We start from the raw sequence: 20223 nt of genomic DNA, 5'->3' as shown, positions 1-20223 counted from the left end.
AGAATCACCAGCTTGGCGGGGGGAGGCCTCTCTCTCCCTCTCCCCTCCCCCCGCCTCACCTTGTTCCTCCTGCGAACGAACAAACTGAACATGGCCGGAGTCGCGAAAGCGCTCCGGCCTTTTTTTGTTTGCTGTTTGTGTGCGACCCCGCCTCCGCGGGGTCGTCCTCGGCGCTGTTTCGCGCGTGCCGCGCGAGCGCCTGCGGGCGGGCGGTCGCCCTTGCGGCCCGTCCTTCGGCGGGCCGGATCAGCGCTTTGCATTCAGGGGTGTGTTTAGCCTCTTTCCGCCGCCATGACGAAGTCGGCGCACCTTTCGCCGATCATGATGCTCGGCGCGTTGGTGTTGCCGCTGACCAGCTTCGGCATGATGCTGGCATCTGCCACCCACAGGCCTTCAAGCCCGTTCAGCTTCAGCGTCGGATCGACCACCGCGTCCGCGTCCGATCCCATGCGGCAGGTGCCGACGGGGTGATAGACCGAGTCCGAACGGTTGCGGATCAGTGCGTCGAGCGCCGCGTCGTCATTCAGGTCGACCGGGTGGCGATCCTTCGGACCGAAGGCCTGCATCGGCGGGGCTTCGGCAATACGGTGCGACAGGCGCACGCCCGCGCGCAAGATCGCCATATCGCGATCGTCATCAAGGAAGTTGGGATCAATCACCGGTGCCGCCGCCGGATCGGCGCTGCCCAGGCGCACCGTGCCCCGGCTCTCTGGCCGCAGCACACAGGCGTGGAGCGAGAAGCCGTGCGCCTTCACCTTCTCTCGCCCGTGATCTTCGAGCACGGCGGGCACAAAGTGCCACTGAACATCGGGGGCGGGAGCATCGGGCATCACCGTCCAGAAGCCGCCCGCTTCGGCATAGCACGTGGTCATCACCCCCGTCCGCTTGCGGCGGTGTTCGACTATCGCGGCGGCCATGCGCAGGGTGCCTTTGAGCGTACTGCCGATCGGCACATCGCTTTCCGTCTCCCAACCGGAGACATAGTCGATGTGATCCTGAAGATTGCCGCCGACGTCTGCGCGATCGAGCAGCACGTCGATGCCTTGCGCCTTCAGGTGCTCCGCCGGACCGATGCCCGAAAGCATCAGGATTTGCGGGGAGTTGAACGCGCCTGCGCTCAGCACCACACCGCGGCGGGCCAGCAGCGTCTCGGACTTGCCGCCGCGCCGGATCTGGACACCGGTAACGCGCCCGGCTTCGATCACGAGCTTCTCGACCAGCGTATCGGTGCGCACGGTGAAGTTGCCGGCGTCGCGGATCGGTTCGACATAGGCGCGGGCCGCAGACCAGCGTTCGCCCTTGCGCTGGGTCACCTGATAGAGGCCGAAGCCATCTTGCCGCTCGCCGTTGAAATCGCTGTTGGTGCGCAGTTGGAGCGCGGCTGCCGCCTCGACAAAAGCGTGGCTCGCCGGGTTGGCGTGCTTCTGGTCCTCCACAAACAGCGGGCCGCCGTGTCCGTGATAATCGTCACCGCCGCGCTCGTTCGCTTCGGCGCGCTTGAAGTAGGGGAGCACGTCGTCATAGGCCCAACCGTCGCAGCCTTGCGCGGCCCAGTTGTCGTAATCCCAGCGGTTGCCGCGGATATAGACCATCGCGTTGATCGCCGATGAGCCGCCGAGCCCGCGACCGCGCGGCTGATACCCGGTGCGGCCGTTCAAGCCCTTCTGCGGGACCGTATCGTAGCGGTAGTTCGACTTTTGCGGGATGAAGGGCATGAAGCCCGGTGTCTTGATCCAGACGTTGTTGTTGTGGCCGCCGGCTTCGAGCAGGCAGACCCGCCGCGTGCCATCCACTGCGAGCCGCCCGGCAACCGCGCTACCGGCACTGCCACCGCCAATGACGATGTAGTCGAAACTTTCCATGATCTCTCCCTTTGGCGGAGGAGACTAGAAAGCTTCGCGGCCCTCTGCAATCCGGTTTCGATCCGCCACTGAAGTTGCAGAAGGTGCAACGCCGTTGCCGACGCGCGATTGCCACCGGCTGCGGATCATGTCGCTGGTATCGCGGCTGCCGTCATGGCTCCAGCCGGGTTCGCGCAGCAGGTAAGACAGCTTGTGCTTCCAAGGCGCGCGCCAGATGTCCGAGATCATCCCGATCCATTCGTGGAACACCGACCATAACAGGTTGAAGCTGCCGAGCTGCTTGACGATCCCGTAACGGATCAGCTCGTCATCGACCTCGGGCTCGAAGGTGCCGAACATCCGGTCCCAGACGATGAACACACCCGCGTAGTTTGTGTCGAGATAGCGTGGGTTGGTGGCGTGGTGGACGCGGTGATGGCTGGGGGTGTTCATCACCGACTCGAACCAGGCGGGCATCCGCTTGATCGCCTCGGTGTGAATCCAGAACTGGTAGATGAGATTGAACCCGCCGCAGATCGCGATCATCGCCGGGTGGAAACCGAGCAGCACCAGCGGCACCGCGAACAGGAAGCCGAAGGTGAACATCCCGGTCCACGTCTGCCGCAAGGCGGTGGAGAGGTTGTAATGCTGGCTGGAGTGGTGGTTCACGTGGCTCGCCCACATCCAGCGGATGCGGTGCCCGGCGCGATGGACCCAGTAATATTTGAGATCGTCGAGAATGAAGCACACGGGCCAGGCCCACCACACCGCCCACCATTCGGGGCCGAAATCGAAGATCCGGTAGTCATAGGTCTTGATAAACAGCGTCAGCGCAAATCCGCCGAGCAGCGCGCCCGCTACGGTCGAACCCAGCCCGAAGGCCAGGCTGACCAGAGTGTCCTTCGGCTCGTAGGCTTCGGGGGCGCGCAGCTTCGCCCAGATCATCTCGGCCAGCACAGCGACCACGAACAGCGGCACAGCATAGTCGATGGGTTTGAAGTCAGGCATGGTGCGTTCCGCTTACCCGATTGATCGCGTCAGCCCAAGCTTCGGGTTCGGTGATGTCGAGAAACACCTTGCCAAATCGAGCCTCGCCGCAATCGACCTCGAGCGCCGCCTTGCCGAGGTCCTTCCACAGGCGCGCCCGGGCGCCGGGGCCGAGTATTCGCCCGACAAAGCGGTTGCCGTGGCGCTTGATGAGCATGATGCGCCCCGTGGCGTCGCGTGCCAGCGCCGCCAACCCGTCTGCAGCGCGAGCAGCTTTGATGGGATCGAAGCCGTCTTCTACCTCGCCCGCGGCGCGGCGCACGGCTTCATCGCTGTCGAGGGGCTGTGTACCGCCCAGCTTCATCCACCGCGCAAGCCCCGCCAGCGCGATGATCGCGACCAGCGAACCGGCGGTCTGGAGAACGAGCGGCGGCAGTTCCACGCGGCAGAGCGCCTCAGCGCGCTGCCAGCATGTCGATCATCGGACGAATCGGGCTGACGTCGTATCCCGCCTGCGCCGCTGTTCGGGCAATCGTGTCCGGGTTCTCGCCCTGCTTGGCAGCAGCCAGCGCCCACAGCAGGGTCGACCGCGTGCCCGAGCGGCAATAGGCGAGAATCGGCCCTTCGGCTTGCTCCAGCGCGGCAATCATCGCGTCCACCTGCGGCTCGCTGAAGCCGGAATGGCCGATCGGAATGGCCACGTAATTCATGCCCGCTGCGGCAGCGGCAGCGGCGATTTCGTCGCCTTGCGGCGCGGAAGGCTCTTCGCCATCGGGGCGATTATTGACGATCAGGTTGACGCCAAGTCCGGCCGCCGCCGCTACATCTTCGGCAGTAATCTGCTGACTTACAAGAATATTTTCGGTAAGACGGCGAAATTCGCTCATGATCAATCCTGCTTTGCCCGGTGTTGTCGGGCCTTGTCATGCCGAAACCCGCAACCGCGCACAAGCATTCCCCCGAGGTGCCGCCAATGCGCCCGAGGCGGGCCGGTAAAATCGTTCGCAAAGCAACCTTTTGTGCGCTATACATTCGCCCACGTGCGCTCCGGATGACAAGCTCGGCGCGTCTGTGTCCGGTGCGGCTCACTGTCCACGTCACCGGCGCAACGGAGGACGGGCAGTGTGACAAGGTACGTAAGAATCTATGGGTTACGATAGGGGACGCCGGCGCGGCCGCGACAAGCGCGACGGTTTCGGCGAAGATGGCTTCGATCCGTTTGGCGGCGGGAATGACGGTTTCTCGCCTCCGCGCGATTTTGGTGGCGGCGGCGACCGCTTCGGCGGCGGCGGTGATCGCTTCGGCGGAGGCGGTGGCGGTGGCGACCGCTTCGGCGGCGGTGCTCCGCGCGGCGGCGGCGGTGGCGGCCCGCGTGGTCCCGGTGGCCCGGGCGGCGGCGGCGGCGCAGGCGGTGGCGGTTTCAGCCGTATGCCCGCGCAGATCGTCGGTACCGGCAAGGGCACGGTGAAGTTCTTCAACACCCAGAAGGGCTTTGGCTTCATCCAGCAGGATGGCGGCGGCGAAGATGTCTTCGTCCACATCAGTGCGGTGGAGCGTGCGGGTCTTGAAGGCCTCGCCGAAGGTCAGGAGCTCCAGTACAACCTCGTGGATCGCGGCGGCAAAGTGTCGGCGCAGGATCTTCAGGTCGTCGGCGATGTGATTGCAGTGGCAGCCAAGCCTGCCGCTCCCAGTCGCGAACTGACCGGTGAGCGCGCCAAGGGCACGGTCAAGTTCTTCAACGCGATGAAGGGCTTCGGCTTCCTCGTCCGCGATGATGGGCAGCCGGATGCCTTTGTGCACATCAGCGCGGTCGAGCGTTCGGGGCTTTCCGCCCTTAACGAAGGCGAGCGCTATGAATTCGATCTCGAAGTCGATCGACGCGGAAAGCATTCCGCCGTCAATCTGGCACCGATCGAAGGCTGACCCGGCCGAAACCGCCCCCCGCGGTTTGACGCGGGACCAGCGGAAGATTAACGGAATGCGGATGGCGGCTCTGGTTCGGGGCCGCCATTTGCGTTTCGCCCCCTTACGTTTCTTCAATTCAGGATGTTGCCGATGTCGATCACCCCGCTCATGCCCGTCTATCCGCGTAGCGGTGTCCGGCCGGTGCGCGGCGAGCACTGCCATCTGATCGACGAGGACGGCACCCGCTATCTCGATTTCGCGAGCGGCATTGCGGTCAATCTGCTCGGCCATTCGCATGAAGGGCTGATCGGCGCGATCCAGCAGCAGGCAGCGACCTTGATGCACGTGTCGAACCTCTACGGCAGCCCGCAGGGCGAGCGGTTGGCGCAGATGCTGGTCGATACGACCTTTGGCGATACGGTGTTCTTCACCAATTCCGGTGCGGAAGCCTGCGAATGCGCGATCAAGACCGCGCGCGCCTATCACCAGAATGCCGGTGACGATGGTGATGCCAGCCGGTTCGAGATCATCACCTTCCACAACGCCTTCCACGGCCGCACCATGGCGACCATCAGCGCGTCCAACCAGACCAAGATGCATCACGGCTTCGCGCCGCTGCTCGAAGGCTTCAAGTATGCGCCCTTCGATGATCTGGAAGCGGTCAAGGCGCTGATCGGGCCCAAGACCGCGGGCATTCTGGTCGAGCCGATCCAGGGCGAGGGCGGCATTCGTCCCGCATCGCAGGAGTTCATGACCGGTCTGCGCGCGCTGTGTGACGAGCACGGGTTGATGCTGATCCTCGACGAGGTGCAGTGCGGTGTCGCGCGCACCGGCAAGCTTTACGCCTACGAGCATTACGGGATCGAGCCGGACATCATGGCAACCGCCAAGGGCATTGGCGGCGGCTTCCCGCTCGGCGCCTGCATTGCCACTGAAAAGGCGGCGCGCGGGATGACCTTCGGCACGCATGGCTCCACCTATGGCGGCAACCCGCTGGCCATGGCTGCGGGCACGGCAGTGATGGAAGCTGTCGCCAATGACGAATTTCTCGCATCGGTCGCCGAAAAGGGTGAGCGCCTGCGCTCGCGGCTCGAACAATTCATCGGCAATTATCCCGAACTGTTCGAACTGGTGCGCGGCAAGGGCCTGATGCTCGGCCTCAAGATGAAGATGGAGAGCCGCCCCTTCTACGTCCACCTGCGCGATCATCACCAGTTGCTGACGGTCGCGGCGGGTGACAACACCATCCGCGTCATTCCGCCGCTGGTGATCGGTGACGCCGAGATCGAAGAGTTCTTCGACAAGCTTTCGGCGGGTGCGGCGAGCTTCAAGGTGCCCGAGGCGGCATGACCGCGGCAACGGGGGGAAGCCAGGCAACCTGGCGCCACTTCCTCGATCTCGGCGATGCCGGGGGCGATGATGTTGCAGCGATGATCAACGACGCGATCGACCGCAAGGCGGCGCGCGCAGGCAAGCCCAAAGGCGCGCCCGATGCCGATGCGCCGCTCGCCGGCCGCGTGCTGGCGCTGGTGTTCGAGAAGAACTCGACCCGCACCCGCGTGAGCTTCGACATCGCGATGCGCCAGCTCGGCGGCACGGTTCTGTTGCTCGATTCGGCTTCAAGCCAGCTCGGGCGGGGGGAGAGTATTGCCGATACCGCGCGCGTGCTCAGCCGGATGGTCGATGCCATCATGCTGCGCACCGACGATCATGCCAAGATCGAGGAAATGGCGCGCCATGCCACCGTGCCGGTCATCAACGGTCTGACCGACAAGACGCACCCGTGCCAGATCGTCGCCGACCTGCTCACGGCAATCGAGCACGGCAAGGCGTTGCCCGGGCTCGAAGTCGCGTGGTTTGGGGACGGGAACAACGTCCTGCACTCCATCCTGGAGGCGGCGGGGCTGTTCAAGTTCAACGTCCGCGTGGCAACGCCCGCAGGATACGAACCCGAGGCTGCCTTCGTGGAACTGGCCCGTGCGGGTGGCGCGACCGTTACGCTGACGCAGGATGCCCAAGCGGCAGCGCGCGGCGCGGATGTGATCGTGACCGATACCTGGGTGTCGATGGGTCAGGCCCATGCCGAGGAAAAGCTTGCGGCAATGGCGCCCTATCAGGTCAATGCCGCGTTGATGTCGCTCGCCAAGCCTGACGCCATCTTCCTCCACTGCCTCCCCGCGCATGTCGGCGAGGAGGTAAGTGAAGATGTGTTCGAAGGCCCGCAGTCCGTGGTCTTCGACGAGGCCGAAAACCGCATCCATGCGCAAAAATCGGTGCTGTTGTGGAGCTTTGGCCTGCTTGGCAACTGAGCGGCGCCGATCAGGGTCTTCCGCCTGACGCGATCGATCCCCATATGGCGCCACATGGCTGAAACGACCGACATCACCGAGACCTTTTCCGATGCCCTGATGGGCTTCACCCTGCCGGGGCGCAATGCGCGCGGGCGCATTCTGCGGCTCGACAGCGTGCTTGAAGAGGTGCTCGCCGCGCATGATTATCCCGCTCCGATCACCCATTTGCTGGGCGAGGTGCTGGTGCTTGGCGCGCTGATGGGCGGATTGCTCAAGGGTGAAAACGCACAGCTGACCATGCAGGCGCAGACCAATGGCGGGGTCGTCAATCTGCTGGTGTGCGATTATCGTGGCGGCGCGGTGCGTGGCTATGCCGATTTCGATGCCGAGCGGCTTGCCAACCTGGGCGCCAATCCCGGTCTCGCGGCGCTATTCGGCGACGGCTATCTCGCGATCACTTTCGAAACCGAACAGCGCCAACGCTATCAGGGGATCGTGCCGCTGGAAGGGGACAGCCTTGCCGAAGCGTGCGAGGCCTATTTCAGCCAGTCGGAACAGATCCCGACGCTGATCCGGGTTGCCAGCCGCGCGGGTGCAAGCGGACGGATGGCGGCGGGCCTGCTGATCCAGCATCTGCCCGATGGCGAGGAAGGTCGGGAGCGCCTGAATGTCCGCCTTGACCATCCCGACTGGGAGCACGTCGCGGTGCTCGCGGCAACGATCAGCCATGAGGAATTGCTCGATACCCGGCTGTCCTTGGAGGGGATTGCGTGGCGCCTGTTCCACGAGGAAGAGGAAGTGCGCGTGCATGCAGGGGCTTCGCTATCGCGCGGGTGCCGGTGCAGTGCTGCGCACTACGAAACGATCATCGCTCGCTTCCCGCCGGACGAGCAGGAGGCGATGCGCGGCGCTGACGGGGTGATTGCGGTTGATTGCGCGTTCTGTTCGCGGACGTTCGCGCTTGCCATCTGACGTTTCGTCGAAAAAATCCGAGAATCCCGCCCAATTGGCCATTATGTGCAAGTCGCCGGGGCCATCAAATGGCATGAGGACACGAATGACCAATCGAACCGACAACCGAATGCATGTGCTGGCGCTGGGGACGCTCGCCGTCGGGGCCGCGCTGTGGTTCGCCGCACCGGGACTTGCGCAGGGCAATGGTCTCGCGATGCTTGGCACGCTGGCCAAGGGCGAGTGGACGATCAAGCAACGCGGCGTGGCGAAGGATCGGAAGATCTGCGTAAAGTCTGGGGCTGAACTGATCCAGCTGATGCACCGCGAAGGCGGGTGCAGCCAATTCGTGGTGGAGGATGGCGCGGCGCGCGTCACGGTGCAGTACACCTGCCCGGGCAACGGCTATGGCCGGACCAGCATTCGCCGCGAGACGAGCGCACTGGTGCAGCTGGAGAGCCAGGGCATTCACGATGGAATGCCGTTCCAAATGACTGCCGAGGCACGACGTACCGGGCCGTGCTGAACGACCCGCCGGATTGCCTTTGCCTGCAAGGGTGTTAGGGCCGGGGTATGAGCGGTTCTGAAGATACCCCCGCCCAGCCGCTGGCAGTGGTGCTGCTTTCGGGCGGGCTGGACTCGATGGTGACGGCGGCGCTGGCGCAGGAAGCCGGCTTCGCGGTCCACGCACTGACGGTCGATTACGGCCAGCGCCACAAGCTTGAGCTTGAATCAGCCGCGCGCATTGCAAGCCGGTTGGGCCTTGCGCGGCACACGCAGATTGCGCTCGATCTGCGCGCCTTTGGCGGTTCAGCTCTGACCGACATGATCGATGTGCCCAAGGGCGGGGTGGGGGATGATATCCCTGTGACCTATGTACCGGCGCGCAATCTCGTTTTTCTGGCGCTGACGACCGCCTGTGCCGAAGCGGCGGGGGCGCGTGACGTTTTCATCGGGGTCAATGCGCTCGACTATTCGGGCTATCCCGATTGCCGCCCCGAATTCATCGCCAGCTTCGCAGAGACCGCAAGGCTGGGCACCAAGGCCGGCGTCGAGGGCGCGCCGTTTTCGATCCACGCCCCGCTTCAGCACATGACCAAGGCAGACATCGCCCGCGAATGCGATCGTCTAGGGCTTGATCCGGCGTGGAGCTGGTCATGCTACGATCCCACGCCCGAGGGGCTTGCCTGCGGGCTGTGCGATTCGTGTCGCTTACGGAAAAAGGGTTTTGCCGAGGCTGGGATTACCGATAGCACGCGCTACCACGCCTGATCGGCCGCGCACCGGTCGACAATCAGAACGAACGGGATAGGGGATCGGCTTTGAGCGATGACACCAAGGCGGTCGAAAGCCGCGGGGAAGAGGCCGCGTCGACCTATAGCTGGTATGTGCTCGGCGTACTGGTTGTGGTCTACATCCTGAATTTCATCGACCGGCAGATCCTTTCGATCCTCGCCGTCGACATCAAGCGCGATCTCTCGCTCACTGACGGACAGCTCGGTTTTCTCGGGGGAGCCGCCTTCGCGGTGTTCTATGCGCTGTTCGGCGTGCCGCTTGGCCGGTTGGCGGACCGCTGGCACCGCGTGCGTCTTCTGACCATCGGTTTGGTGCTTTGGTCGACGATGACCGCACTGTCGGGATTTGCGCGCAATTACCTCACCCTTTCGCTCGCGCGTATGGGTGTGGGTGTGGGCGAGGCGACCGCCAGTCCGACGGCCTATTCTCTGATCTCGGACTACTTCCCCTCGCGCCAGCGCGCGACGGCGCTCGCGATCTATTCGTCGGGACTGTATCTCGGGGGAGGCATTTCGCTGTTTATCGGTGCGAAGATCTCGCAGGTGTGGGACGCGGCCTATCCGGGTGGCGGCATGGGCGGGTTGGTCGGTTGGCAAGCGGCTTTCCTTGCGGTCGGCCTGCCAGGCCTGATTGTCGCGCTGTGGGTGGCGTCGCTGCGCGAACCAGAGCGCCAGCCGGACGAGAAAGCCAGTGCGCGCCATCCGCTGCACGATTTCTTCGTCGACCTGTCGATGCTGTTGCCGCCCTTCACGTTCTATCACGCGATGCGGCGTGGGCCGATGGCGGCTTTCATCAATCTGGCGATGGCAGCGATGATGATCGGGCTGGCGTTGGTCATGATCCGCCTGACCGGCAATTTGCCGCAATGGTCAGCGATGGCTTTCGGCTACTACGCCGTGTTCTCGTGGGCCGCGACGTTGCGGAGGCACGATCCCGCCACCTTCAGCCTGATCTGGGGTACGCCCGCCTTCATCTGCACCGCGCTGGGCTATGGGCTGGTGTCGCTGGGCGCCTACGCGCTGGCGTTCTGGTCGGCGCCCTACGCAGAAACCGTGCTGAAGTTGCCGAAAAGCGAGCTGGCTTTTGTCCTCGGCGGAAGCGGTGCGCTGTCGGGCTTCCTCGGTGTAATCCTCGGCGGGCGGATGTCAGACTGGCTGCGTGGTCGCAATCCGTCAGGGCGCATCCTTGTGGTGATGTTCGGGATTATTGCGCCGGTGATCCCCATCTGGGTCGGTTTCACGACCGAGAATCCCACAGTGTTCTATGTCATGAACTTCCTTGCGGGTCTGTTTGCCGCAACCGCCTTGGGGGCTGCAGCGGCGACCACGCAGGATCTTGTGCTGCCCCGAATGCGCGGGACTGCGACCGCCTCGTTCTTCCTTGCGACGACGCTCGTCGGTTTGGCGATCGGGCCATACATGGTGGGCCAGATTTCGGAACTGAGCGGAAGCATGCGAATCGGGGTGCTGTCGCTGATCGGCGTTGCGCCCATCTCGTTGGCGCTGCTGATCTATGCCTATCGCACCTTGCCCGAGGCGGAGGCGACAATCGCCCAGCGCGCGCAGGCGGCGGAAAGCAGATGACGCTGACTGCTTAGGGTGAGCGTTGCTCGCCCGCAGGACAGTGCACGCTTGAACATTCGGGGAAACCGCCTGCCGCGCCCATGCAGGAGCATTGCACTCGGCCAGAAGGCATCCTGAGGCTTGCGGAGGTCGACGCTAAAACGTCGTCACACGGGGGCAGCAGTCCAGCCCGCATCATTGAACGCAGCCCGGCAGAGCTGAAGGCTGACGAACTCCCGTGTCAGCGGCTTTTCTCGGCAAACTGGTGAATGCGTGGGGCAACAAAAAAGGGGCCGGATTGCTCCGGCCCCTCTTTCTGTTCCGTTGGAACTCGAGCTTACATGCCCGAGCCCGGACCGTAGGTCACTTCCACGCGACGGTTCTGCGCTTCGCGCACGCCATCGGCGGTGGGGACCCGCGGCTTGGCTTCGCCGAAGGCTTCGCCGGTGATGCGAGCCGCGGGGATGCCACGACCGCTGAGGTAGGTGCGGACCGCCGCATTGCGACGCTCGGCCAGACCGACGTTGTACTTCACGCTACCCGCACGGTCGGTGTGACCGGCCAGCATGACGCTCGCAGTGCCGCAGTTCGCGTAAGCGGTGACGGCGCTGTTGAGGATGCCAGCGGCTTCCGAAGTGATGTCCGACTTATCGAAGTCGAAGAACACGATGTACGGACCGGTGTTGCACGCTGCCTTCGGCGGCGGCGGCGGAGCCGGACGCGGCGGGGGCGGCGGAGCCGGCGGCGGCGGCGGCGGTGCTACGACCGGAGCCGGCGGCGGCTGAGCTTCTTCGCCACCGAAGTTGTAGGTGATCGAACCGAGGATCGAGTGGCTGCTGAGCTTGGTTTCAAGCGAGCGGCCCAGCGGATCGATCAGGCCGATATCGGGCACGTTGAAGTAGCGATACTTCAGACCGACATCCCACGAATCGCTCAGCGGCGCACGAACGCCAGCAAGCAGCTGCCATGCGAGGCCAGTGTCCGAATCGTCCCACACGCCCGGACCGTTGGTGTTGACGCGGCCGTCCATGTCGACACGGGCAACACCGATACCACCACCAGCGAAGGCCTGCAGGCCATCATCCGGACCGAAGTCGAACAGGCCATTGAGCATGAAGCTCAGCGCGTTCACTTCGCCCAGCGCTTCACGGGTGCCGGTGAAGGTGTTGAAGGTACCGCCAGTGACCGGATTGAGCGCGAGGCCCTGGTTTCCGGCCGACACGTCCTGCAGATCGGCAGCACGGTAGCTGGCTTCAGCTTCGAGCCGGAAGGCACCGAAGTCATAGCCGACAATCCCGCCGAAATCGTAGTCGGTGTCGTAGTTAGCCGTGGCGTTGTTCGCCGCAGCGTTGACATCGAGAGACTGGTCTTCGACGATCATGACGCCGCCATCACCCTGGATATACCACTGGCCTTCACGGGCCATGGCGGGCGTGGTCAGCGCGGTCGAGGCCATCGCCATTCCAATGACGAGTTTGCGCATTTCCAAAATTCCCCTTTGCATTAGTCTTGAGGCACCGGCCGTCTCTATCTTTTCCCCTTGCCAGAGGCAAGCAATCAATGCCCGTTGGGTGTTGCAAGAATGTCGCTCTGACCGCCCTGTGGATAAAAATCTGATCGGAAAAGCCGCGTAAATCCGCCATTCTACCGGCTTAGGGCGTGGGTGAGCCAAGCACGCCGATAGCAAGCAACGCCTGCACAAGCGCTGCCAGGCTTGCCCTGGCTTCAGTGTCTATCACCGTTCCTCCGGTCGGAAGTGCAGGCGCGATCGCAGGCATCCATTGTGACCGGAACACCAATATCCGCTCCTTGTCCCGATCAAACAACTGCATCCCTTCAGTGGGCTCGACAAAGTGCCAGTCGCCCGCGATGCGGACAGCGATCTGGTCTTCGCGGGCTGTCCAGACCCCTGCTGCGGGCGCGGATATAAGGAAACACTCGCCTTCATCGGCGCTCGGCGGGGGCGTCGGACGGGATGAAGTGACCGATCTGGCGTACATGGCATCAATCAGGCTGAGGGCCTGGTTGACGAAGAATTCCTTCTGCGCCTGACCTGCGATGAGCAGCGGCAGACTCAGGGACGGTGTTGAACTGGCGAATGCGATCGGATCAGACATGAAAAACTCCCGAAGATCAGAAAAGTGAAGCGAGCAGCAATGGCGATGATCGATCGAACGTCCCCACTTGCCTGACCCAGAGGGCACCGGGGCCATAGGCGGCGATAAGGGAGGCGTGCTCCGAGGATGTCAGGCGAAGCAGGGGCTCATCAGACTGCCAAGCCACGTGCGGCGCATCGGCCGGACCGAAACCTACGAGATAGGCCTCGCGCTCCTCGATCAATGGCACTTCGACAGCATCGTCCCAGCGCCAATGTCCGCGCGCTCGCCGCGTCCAACGGTATGTGCTGACGCCGTCGGCAGCGCGGGTGATTCGCGGATGAACCGGACAAGGCGGTCGGCGCGATAGGCCCGCATTCGCCAGCGGTGCGATAACCGTTTCAACGTCGCCTGTGCCAAGCGCCGCAACCCTCGAGCTGGCCAGTGGCGGAACGAGGAGAGGATCGAGTGGCACAAGACTATCATCAAGCAGAAGGGCTTGGGCCCCAGCAGCATGGCCGAGAGCCGCAGCCGGTTCGGTCCCACCGCGCCCGCGCAGCAAGCCGCGGAGACGCCAGCGCCCCGATCCCTCTGGCTCGGCGTGGAGGAATTGCACCAGCTCCCCGCCAATCATCAGCTTGTTGGCACCAGCAGCAAGGCCGGCGATGTCTGTCTCTGGCAGATCGAGATCGGCGGCAACCAGCTCGACAACTGCCTCTGCCTTCGGCTCGAACAGCAGCGCTTTTGATCCCTCAAGCGGGGCAACCAGCACGCCCATAACCGCACGGCGGGTGCCGGTGGTGCCAAGATCGATGAGCGCACTTCCTTGCACCGCAAACAGAGCCGCGCCGCGCCACGCAGTGTTTGCGGCCGATGCTGCGGCGAAGATCAGAGGCTGGGCGGGATTGGCATTGGCCTCGGGCGGCACCTCGATCGCAGCGAGCCGGGTTGGGGGGACCAGCAGATCGGTCGGGGGCAGGTTTTCGCCCGGATCGCTGACGCGCGGCGCGCCGCCTGCGGGAGCAAGCCGTTCAAGCTCGAGCGCGATGCCGCGGTCGAGCCACTCCCAGCTGCGCAGCAGCCAGTGCCCCGGCGTATCCGGTAACCGGACAATCGTGCCGGGCGTAATGCGTGGATCAAGTTCGCCGATGCGCCATGTCACGGCTTCGTGCTGCCACCGTGCGCGGTTGGCGCCATCGTTTGCCAGCTGGCGTGCACCGCTCGCGGTCAGGGTGGCAGGCAGGTCGATCATCAGCTCGCGCCCAGCACGCCGCGCCCCGGTCGCGCGCTGCACCCCGGTCTGATAGTCGCGCTCCTCATCATAGTAGCGCAGCGCTGCGGGCGAGCGGACAGGGATGCCGGAACGTTGCTTGTGGCGCGCTGCGTCCGGCTCGTCGGCAATCACGGCAAGCTTGTCCGGCAGCGTCATGATCTCGCTATCTGGTACGCCGCGTACGGCGACAGTCAGCCCGTCGTTGCCGGACATGCAGACCAGCGGAATCACCTGATCGATGGCCGCGAGTGTCGAGGCAAGTGGTCCGCCCTCGTCTGCAAAGCCGCGGGTTTGCGCCAGCGGCGGCGCAGCGGGAATCGCGGTGCCATCCGGCACGAGCTGTGCGAGCGACACGGTGTCGTCGCCGCCATCAGCAAAAATCTCGAAGCTCAGCGCCGGGATACGATTGCCATAGTCACCCAATTCGAGGTTTTCGAACACCACATAGGCGCAGTCGCGGAAGGCCGGCGCAGATTCGCCTTTGGCAGCGGCGATCAGGGGATCGACCGGATCGTCGCCGAACCCGCGATAGATGCGCAATGTCCCGCCCACCTTGAGATCGTCCTGAGCGCCGCGCAACAGATTGCCGTCTGCCCAGATCCGCCCCACGCGGTTGATCGGCGTGCTCGACAAGGCGACAGCAAACGAGGCGGAATAGGCATAGACCGTCGTCGATGGCTGGCCCTTGCGCCCCTTTTCCTTGCGCTTGCTTTCGATCAGGTCGGTCGACCAGATCACCGTCCCCGCCACCCGCATGCGCCCGAACTGGCGCGGTATCGGCTGGCCATAGCTGGAAGTGCTGATCGTCAGCTCCTTCAGCCGAGGCCCCTCGCGTCCGCTAGGACCAAAAATCCGAGAATCGATCTGCTGGCCGATCAAGGCGCCGATCGTACCGCCGATTGGACCGCCGAACGCACTGCCCACCGCTGTGAGGATCAATGTCGCCATGAGACTAGCTTTCCGGATTTGCGGCGATGCGCCACATCGCGCAGATGTGCCACGCGGGATCGCGCGGTTGACGGACAACCCGTCGTAGCCCGGCATGTGCGTGGATCACGCTCGACGCATCGGCGGCGATCACGAGATGGTGTTGGGCAAAACCGAGCGCGAACAACAGCACGTCGCCCGCACACACCGGGGCCGAGGCAGGCTCAAGCCCCGATGGCGACGCCAAGGGCAACCATTGATCGACCCCGATATTGCGCAGCCCGTAGCCGGTCAGGGCGGCAGGTCGCCGACCGGTCGCAGCAAGGGCGGCAGCAACCAGCCCGACGCAATCGAGCCCCGTCACCGGATCGCGTCCATGCAGCCGGAACGGGCATCCGACCAGAGCAAGCGCGGCCTTGGCCAGCGCGTCGCCGGGGTCGCTCATGGCTGACCGTAACGGGCCAGCAGATCATTGCCCGGAAGGAAAGGCTCGCCCCGAAAATTGGCGGCGTTGCCGAATCGATCCGCGCATGTCGTGATGGTGTGATCACATCCCTCGCGCAGCTCCGCGCGTGCGCCGACGGGGGTGCCGTCCACCAGGGGTCGGTTAAGCACCAGCCAATCATCTGCCGCGTCGATGATCCCGAAGGCGACGCCCGTCTGCGGCCCCTCCATGAACCGAAGCCGGCCATCGACATGCGCTTCTCCGTCTAGACCGGCAAAGCGCACGCGGTTCGCTTCGAGATCGATTCCGGCGAGCACTTGAAGGGAGGTGAAGCGCACCGCCGAAAGGCCGCACCCGCGCCCGCAAAACTCGGCGCGGCAGGTCGGGCTGGTGCGCGGGACGAGGTCCTGTTCGAGCAGGCTCTTGGTGGACTGCAACTCGGCAGCGAATTGCGTGCTGTCGTCCTCGATCCGCCCGATCTGGCCGGTGTAGAGCGTGTGGTGATCAAGGCTCGTCCAGTCGACCGCGCCGATCTCGATGGCGGCTTCGTCGAAGAGACCGGCGGCCAGTTCAGCCTCGCGGATCGATTCGTGGTTGAGCGCGCCCTGCACTTCGGCACTGTCATTGGCGAGTTCTGCGGTGAGGCGGATTGCTGCCGGGATCATTCCGGGCGCGGCGAGATGCCGCAGGCCGCCGAAACTGAGATCGCGGTCATGGCTGGTGAAGGCGAGGGCTGCGCCGTCGCGGCGGTAGATTCGCCAGAATGTTGCAACGGTGTCGAGCTCGCGGTCGAAGAACACGCGCATCAGGCCGTCTCCCTGATTTCGATCAGCGGCACCGAAGGCGCTTCCCCGGCTGCGAAGTTGACCGCCGAGATGTCGAGACGGTCTTCGGCAAAGCGCACCGGCACGTCGAAGCGGTAGCCGACCCGGACTTCGGCACCCGGGGGAGGAGCGGAAAGCAGGCGCAACATGCCCTTCTCGCCCAGTGTCCAGGCCGTCGTTGCCGCTCCGCCCACGCTGACCACCAGCGTTTCCGGGCGCGGCCGGGTGATCGCCCGGACCTGTGGCTCCGCGCCGCCGCCATAGGATTTGACGAGCTGGAAGTCGGCCCGCTCTCCATTGCCGATGCCGATCAGTTGATCGAGCATGGTCGGGTTGCCGTTCATCGCGTTCGAGCTGTTGTCGAAGGGGTCCGTCAGCCGGAACCCCCGCGCCGGACCGCGCCGGGCGCGGAAGAATGTGATGAGTTCAGACAACTCGGCCTCTGACCGGATGCCGGGGCCGACATCGAAATGCAGGCGCGCGTCCGACCACAGCGAGTTGCGCCGCTCATGTCCCGATGCCGTTACCGCGATCGATGTCGAGAATTCAGGCGCGACCGAGGCACTCCGGCCGAGCGCGAAGGGATAAGGCACGTCGTCGAAGGGATCCATGGCTTGCTCCGGCGGAGGGGCGAGGCGGGTGTAGCCATCGCGGTTGACCTGCGGCAGCGCCCAGACATAGCGGCGATCGACACCGCGCATGGCGGCTTCGTCGATGCCCTTGTCGATGCGTGTCCAGAAGAGCTCGGCGTCGGCAGGATCGAGCACGAAGCCGGCAAGATAGTCCTGATCGGCCAAGGGATAGCCGAGCCATGTGTCCACGAAGGCGTAGGCCGCGCGCCGCGCCGCATCTGCGCCGCCGGTGAGCCAGTCGTAATCCTCCAGCTGCAAGCGGTCGAAGGCGGGCCATGCCCATCCTGCCGGCAGATTGGCGCGGTAGAGTTCGGGTGTTTTCGAACCGAGGATTGTCGGCGTGAAGGCAAGCAGCAGGATCTCAGCTGGCCCCTGTGCCGCGTCGCGTACGGAGGCGGTCAGGGCCGCAGTCGACTGTGCGAGCAGCGCCCCTGCCGCATCAAGCAACGCCTTTGCAGCGGCATCCATTTGAGCGGCGACGCTGGCGATGATCGGCGGGTTGCCTCCGAAGGCCGCTTTGGCAGCATCGTCATAGAGGCAGATCTGTCGGGTGGGCGTCACCCACCACCACGGCTCGCCAATCTGGAACCGTACCGGCAAGTCTGCAGCTTCCAGCAGCGCGACAAAGACGCGGGCCACATCGGCCAGCCACTCCATCGCCGCCGGATTTGCAGGCGAGAGCAACGTCGAGGGCGGCACCCAACCGGTTAGCGCCGGTGCACCGCTGGCGGTGCGCTGCTTCCAGCTTTCGGGGCAATAGGCATCGAACAGCTCGTATGAGAGCGAGGCAATCACCTCAAGCTCGGCCACCTTTGCCAGTTCGAACAGGTTGCGGTGCCATACGACTGCCGGCTCACATAGCTGGCCGCCTGCCTCGACGTGCAGCTCTCCGCCCGCCTGCCGCGCGAGCCGCATGAAATGGCTCATCCCGACGTAATGGACGATGTCCTCGCGGTACCCGAGGCCGATCACCGCGCGCAGCAATCGCGCGGGGGTCTGGTTGTAGGCATCGTCATAGGCGGTGGCCATGCGCTCGCCATGCGGAGGGACGAGCACATCGCCCAGCTCGATCATCGCCCGCGCACCATCCGCGACGATATCGGTCATTTCCACCGAGCCACCGAACATCGCGGGCAAGGGCGCGGTGCTGCCCGGCACGTGCCCGGGGGCGACCAGCGAGATGAACATGCGGTCGATATCCCCGGGATGGATCGGCTCGCCCGGCAGGCCGTAGCCGCTCTCGAGACGCGAGAAGGGCAAGGTGATGCGCGCGTCAGTCGGCGTGCCTTGCGCATAGTTCCACAGCCGGACGTACCATGTGCGCGGCAGGCCTGCCGCATCTCGCCCTTCGATGGTCAGCGTCGGGCCGTTGGGCTGGTCGAGCGCGATCACCCCCTCCGATCGCCAGCGGAAGCTGAGCGTCGTGTGCGCGTAATCGCGGTCGGCCTGGTAGGCGAGCAGCGGGTGGTCGAGCGTATCGACGCTGTCCCAGATCAGCCCGACCAGTTCGCCCGCATTGTGCAGTTCGACATCGACCCGCAGGCTGTCAGGCCCGGTCGTCACCACCGAGGCCATGGCGGGGCGGGGAAAATTGACGGTCCAGAAGCGCGGATCGAAGCGCTGCATGAAGGTGCTTTCCTGCGCGCGGCGTTCGCGTGCCAGCCAGAATGCCATCGGGAGCTCCCTTGCTCAGGCCTGTTGCAAAGCGCGGCGTACGGCGCTGGCGATCTGGCGGGACGAGCGCTGCATCGCGGTGGGCGCGGCCTGCTCGCGCGGCACCGCGACCTGGATCGCAACGCGCACATCGCGGCCCGTTGCGGCTTGGCCGGTTTCGACCCGCCCGGCGGCGGTCGGCACGAAAACCTCTGGCCCGCGCTCTCCAACGAGGTAGGCACGCCCCGGCGCAACCGGACCGCCCGTGGCGCGTCCCGGCAGTCCGAACAACGCGCCGAGCGACTGGCTGATCAGACCGCCGAGCCCGCCGCCGCCTCCCCCACCGCCGCCCATTCCGCCGCCGCCGAACAGGCTGCCGATCCCCGATTGCAGCGCATAGCCTGCGATCTCGGAGAGCGCGCTGAAGGCGACCCGTTTCAGGTCGTCAAAGCCGAGACTTCCGCGCCGCAGCGCTCCGAGCAGGCCGTTTTCGAGCACATTGCCCGCCCGCCCGAACCCGTCGATCAACGACGTGTCGAGCGAGCGACGCATCGCTTCGACATCGCTGGCAAAGCCATCGGTTCGGGCGCGCACATCGATCACCAGTTCCTCGAAATTGTCATTCATCGGCGTCACGCTCCATCATGCGGGCGATTGTCTCGCGGGTCGGCGGGGGAAGGGCGGCAAGATCGTCTGCGGCCGATAGCGCCATCGCCAGTTCGGCAGGCGTGGCGCTCCAGAACTCGGCAGGGCGCCAGCCGAGCAGACGCGCGGCCAGGCCGCACCAGCGGCTTGCAGCGTCCGCGAAAGTGGCGGTCATGCCTCGCCCTGAAGCACCTGCGCGAGCACGGCACGCACCGGCCCGGTGGCACCGACCAACCCCATCGCCAGCACCGCCTGGCCTACCGCGACACGTTCGGGGCGGCTTTCACCGGGGAGGCAGTGCCACAGCAGGGCGGTCATCTCCGTCAGCGTCAGCGCGCCGCCAGCGGCACGCTCCACCAGCGCGAACAGCGAGCCAAGCTCGGCCTCGGCCAGTACAAGGCTCTCGAAGCTCGGGCGCAGCACATAGCTGACACCATTGACGGTCAAGGCGCTCTCGCCGCGCAGGGGATTGGCGGCGGCGGTCATGCCGCCACCACCGCTCCGGAGCTTTCCAGCTGGAGGGTGTAGCTGCGCTCTCCGTTGAAATCGCCGGCGTAGTCGAGCCGCTGAACAAGGAACCTGCCGCGCAGCTTTGCGCCGTCTTCGAAGGACAGTTCGTAATCGTCGAGCGTACCGGCCAGCGCATGGCCGCGCACGGCATTCTCGGCCGCGCTGCCGAGGAAGATCCCCGCCGCGCTGACCGAAACCGAACGGGTGCCTGCACCCGAAAGCAGGTCGCGCCATCCCCCCGATTGCTTGTGCGTGACGACCACCGTGTCGCCGTTGATCGACATCTGTGTCGTCCTGAGACCAGCGATGGTGCGGTATACCGGCGGCGTTGCGCCGTCGGTGATCTTGAGCAGGAAGGCGGCGCCGGATTGTGCGGGCATGGGGG

At 64.9% G+C, this 20223-nt stretch carries 21 protein-coding genes; 7 read left to right on the top strand and 14 right to left on the bottom strand.

The features are described from left to right. Window positions 1–272 precede the first annotated feature (272 nt). The 4 genes from KVF90_RS01970 to KVF90_RS01955 are packed head-to-tail and all read right to left on the bottom strand — an operon-like array spanning window position 273 to window position 3715. A complete protein-coding gene (locus KVF90_RS01970) occupies window positions 273–1862 on the bottom strand; it encodes a GMC family oxidoreductase (RefSeq protein ID WP_264393176.1) in 1590 nt (529 codons plus the stop codon). A gap of 24 nt (window positions 1863–1886) precedes the next feature. Next, entirely contained in the window at window positions 1887–2849 is a 963-nt protein-coding gene (locus KVF90_RS01965; protein WP_264393175.1) for a sterol desaturase family protein, read from the bottom strand. Continuing rightward, the gene (locus KVF90_RS01960; protein WP_264393174.1) at window positions 2842–3270 is read right to left on the bottom strand and encodes a hypothetical protein; all 429 of its coding nucleotides are present in this window, start codon (window positions 3268–3270) and stop codon (window positions 2842–2844) included. Before KVF90_RS01960 ends, KVF90_RS01965 begins: the two co-directional genes overlap by 8 nt. 13 nt (window positions 3271–3283) lie before the next feature. After that, complete coding sequence (locus tag KVF90_RS01955) at window positions 3284–3715, bottom strand: TIGR01244 family sulfur transferase (RefSeq protein ID WP_264393173.1); 432 nt, start codon at window positions 3713–3715, stop codon at window positions 3284–3286. A 259-nt stretch (window positions 3716–3974) separates the two neighbouring features. Between KVF90_RS01955 and KVF90_RS17365 the strand changes: the two genes are divergently transcribed. The 7 genes from KVF90_RS17365 to KVF90_RS01915 all read left to right on the top strand — a co-directional run bounded on the left by KVF90_RS17365 (window position 3975) and on the right by KVF90_RS01915 (window position 10854). Next, window positions 3975–4751 carry a cold-shock protein gene (locus tag KVF90_RS17365; RefSeq protein ID WP_319641045.1) on the top strand — a complete coding sequence of 259 codons (777 nt, stop codon included), beginning with the start codon at window positions 3975–3977 and terminating at the stop codon, window positions 4749–4751. 132 nt (window positions 4752–4883) lie between these two features. Continuing rightward, window positions 4884–6083 (top strand): aspartate aminotransferase family protein, encoded by a 1200-nt coding sequence (locus KVF90_RS01940; RefSeq protein WP_264393172.1) that lies wholly within the window; start codon window positions 4884–4886, stop codon window positions 6081–6083. Next, window positions 6080–7042, top strand: a complete 963-nt coding sequence (argF, locus tag KVF90_RS01935) for an ornithine carbamoyltransferase (protein WP_264393171.1) — start codon at window positions 6080–6082, stop codon at window positions 7040–7042. Before KVF90_RS01940 ends, argF begins: the two co-directional genes overlap by 4 nt. Before the next feature lie 54 nt (window positions 7043–7096). Beyond that, window positions 7097–7996 (top strand): Hsp33 family molecular chaperone HslO, encoded by a 900-nt coding sequence (locus KVF90_RS01930; protein WP_264393170.1) that lies wholly within the window; start codon window positions 7097–7099, stop codon window positions 7994–7996. Between the two features lie 85 nt (window positions 7997–8081). Beyond that, window positions 8082–8501, top strand: a complete 420-nt coding sequence (locus tag KVF90_RS01925) for a DUF3617 domain-containing protein (protein ID WP_264393169.1) — start codon at window positions 8082–8084, stop codon at window positions 8499–8501. Between the two features lie 47 nt (window positions 8502–8548). Further along, window positions 8549–9247, top strand: a complete 699-nt coding sequence (gene queC, locus KVF90_RS01920) for a 7-cyano-7-deazaguanine synthase QueC (RefSeq protein ID WP_264393168.1) — start codon at window positions 8549–8551, stop codon at window positions 9245–9247. 50 nt (window positions 9248–9297) lie between these two features. Next, entirely contained in the window at window positions 9298–10854 is a 1557-nt protein-coding gene (locus KVF90_RS01915; protein WP_264393167.1) for a spinster family MFS transporter, read from the top strand. A 316-nt stretch (window positions 10855–11170) separates the two neighbouring features. Here KVF90_RS01915 and KVF90_RS01910 read toward each other — a convergent pair whose 3' ends face one another. From KVF90_RS01910 to KVF90_RS01865, 10 genes are all read right to left on the bottom strand, one after another. Further along, window positions 11171–12316 (bottom strand): OmpA family protein, encoded by a 1146-nt coding sequence (locus KVF90_RS01910; RefSeq protein ID WP_264393166.1) that lies wholly within the window; start codon window positions 12314–12316, stop codon window positions 11171–11173. 169 nt (window positions 12317–12485) lie between these two features. Then, entirely contained in the window at window positions 12486–12950 is a 465-nt protein-coding gene (locus KVF90_RS01905) for a DUF2793 domain-containing protein (protein ID WP_264393165.1), read from the bottom strand. Window positions 12951–12966: 16 nt separating this feature from the next. Next, complete coding sequence (locus KVF90_RS01900; RefSeq protein ID WP_264393164.1) at window positions 12967–15150, bottom strand: phage tail protein; 2184 nt, start codon at window positions 15148–15150, stop codon at window positions 12967–12969. A 4-nt stretch (window positions 15151–15154) separates the two neighbouring features. Then, entirely contained in the window at window positions 15155–15574 is a 420-nt protein-coding gene (locus KVF90_RS01895) for a C40 family peptidase (protein WP_264393163.1), read from the bottom strand. Continuing rightward, complete coding sequence (locus tag KVF90_RS01890) at window positions 15571–16380, bottom strand: DUF2163 domain-containing protein (protein ID WP_264393162.1); 810 nt, start codon at window positions 16378–16380, stop codon at window positions 15571–15573. Before KVF90_RS01890 ends, KVF90_RS01895 begins: the two co-directional genes overlap by 4 nt. Next, the gene (locus KVF90_RS01885; RefSeq protein WP_264393161.1) at window positions 16380–18704 is read right to left on the bottom strand and encodes a DUF2460 domain-containing protein; all 2325 of its coding nucleotides are present in this window, start codon (window positions 18702–18704) and stop codon (window positions 16380–16382) included. Before KVF90_RS01885 ends, KVF90_RS01890 begins: the two co-directional genes overlap by 1 nt. Window positions 18705–18719: 15 nt before the next feature. Continuing rightward, window positions 18720–19310 carry a tail tape measure protein gene (locus tag KVF90_RS01880; protein ID WP_264393160.1) on the bottom strand — a complete coding sequence of 197 codons (591 nt, stop codon included), beginning with the start codon at window positions 19308–19310 and terminating at the stop codon, window positions 18720–18722. Continuing rightward, window positions 19303–19503, bottom strand: a complete 201-nt coding sequence (locus KVF90_RS01875) for a phage tail assembly chaperone (RefSeq protein ID WP_264393159.1) — start codon at window positions 19501–19503, stop codon at window positions 19303–19305. Before KVF90_RS01875 ends, KVF90_RS01880 begins: the two co-directional genes overlap by 8 nt. Next, window positions 19500–19814, bottom strand: a complete 315-nt coding sequence (locus KVF90_RS01870; RefSeq protein WP_264393158.1) for a gene transfer agent family protein — start codon at window positions 19812–19814, stop codon at window positions 19500–19502. The genes KVF90_RS01875 and KVF90_RS01870 overlap by 4 nt, the downstream gene beginning before the upstream one ends. After that, entirely contained in the window at window positions 19811–20218 is a 408-nt protein-coding gene (locus tag KVF90_RS01865) for a phage tail protein (protein ID WP_264393157.1), read from the bottom strand. The genes KVF90_RS01870 and KVF90_RS01865 overlap by 4 nt, the downstream gene beginning before the upstream one ends. Window positions 20219–20223 lie beyond the last annotated feature (5 nt).

The sequence above is a fragment of the Porphyrobacter sp. ULC335 genome, assembly GCF_025917005.1.
Lineage (GTDB): Bacteria > Pseudomonadota > Alphaproteobacteria > Sphingomonadales > Sphingomonadaceae > Erythrobacter.
Note: the sequence above shows the minus strand (reverse complement) of the source record. Positions and strands in the feature narration are given on the sequence as shown.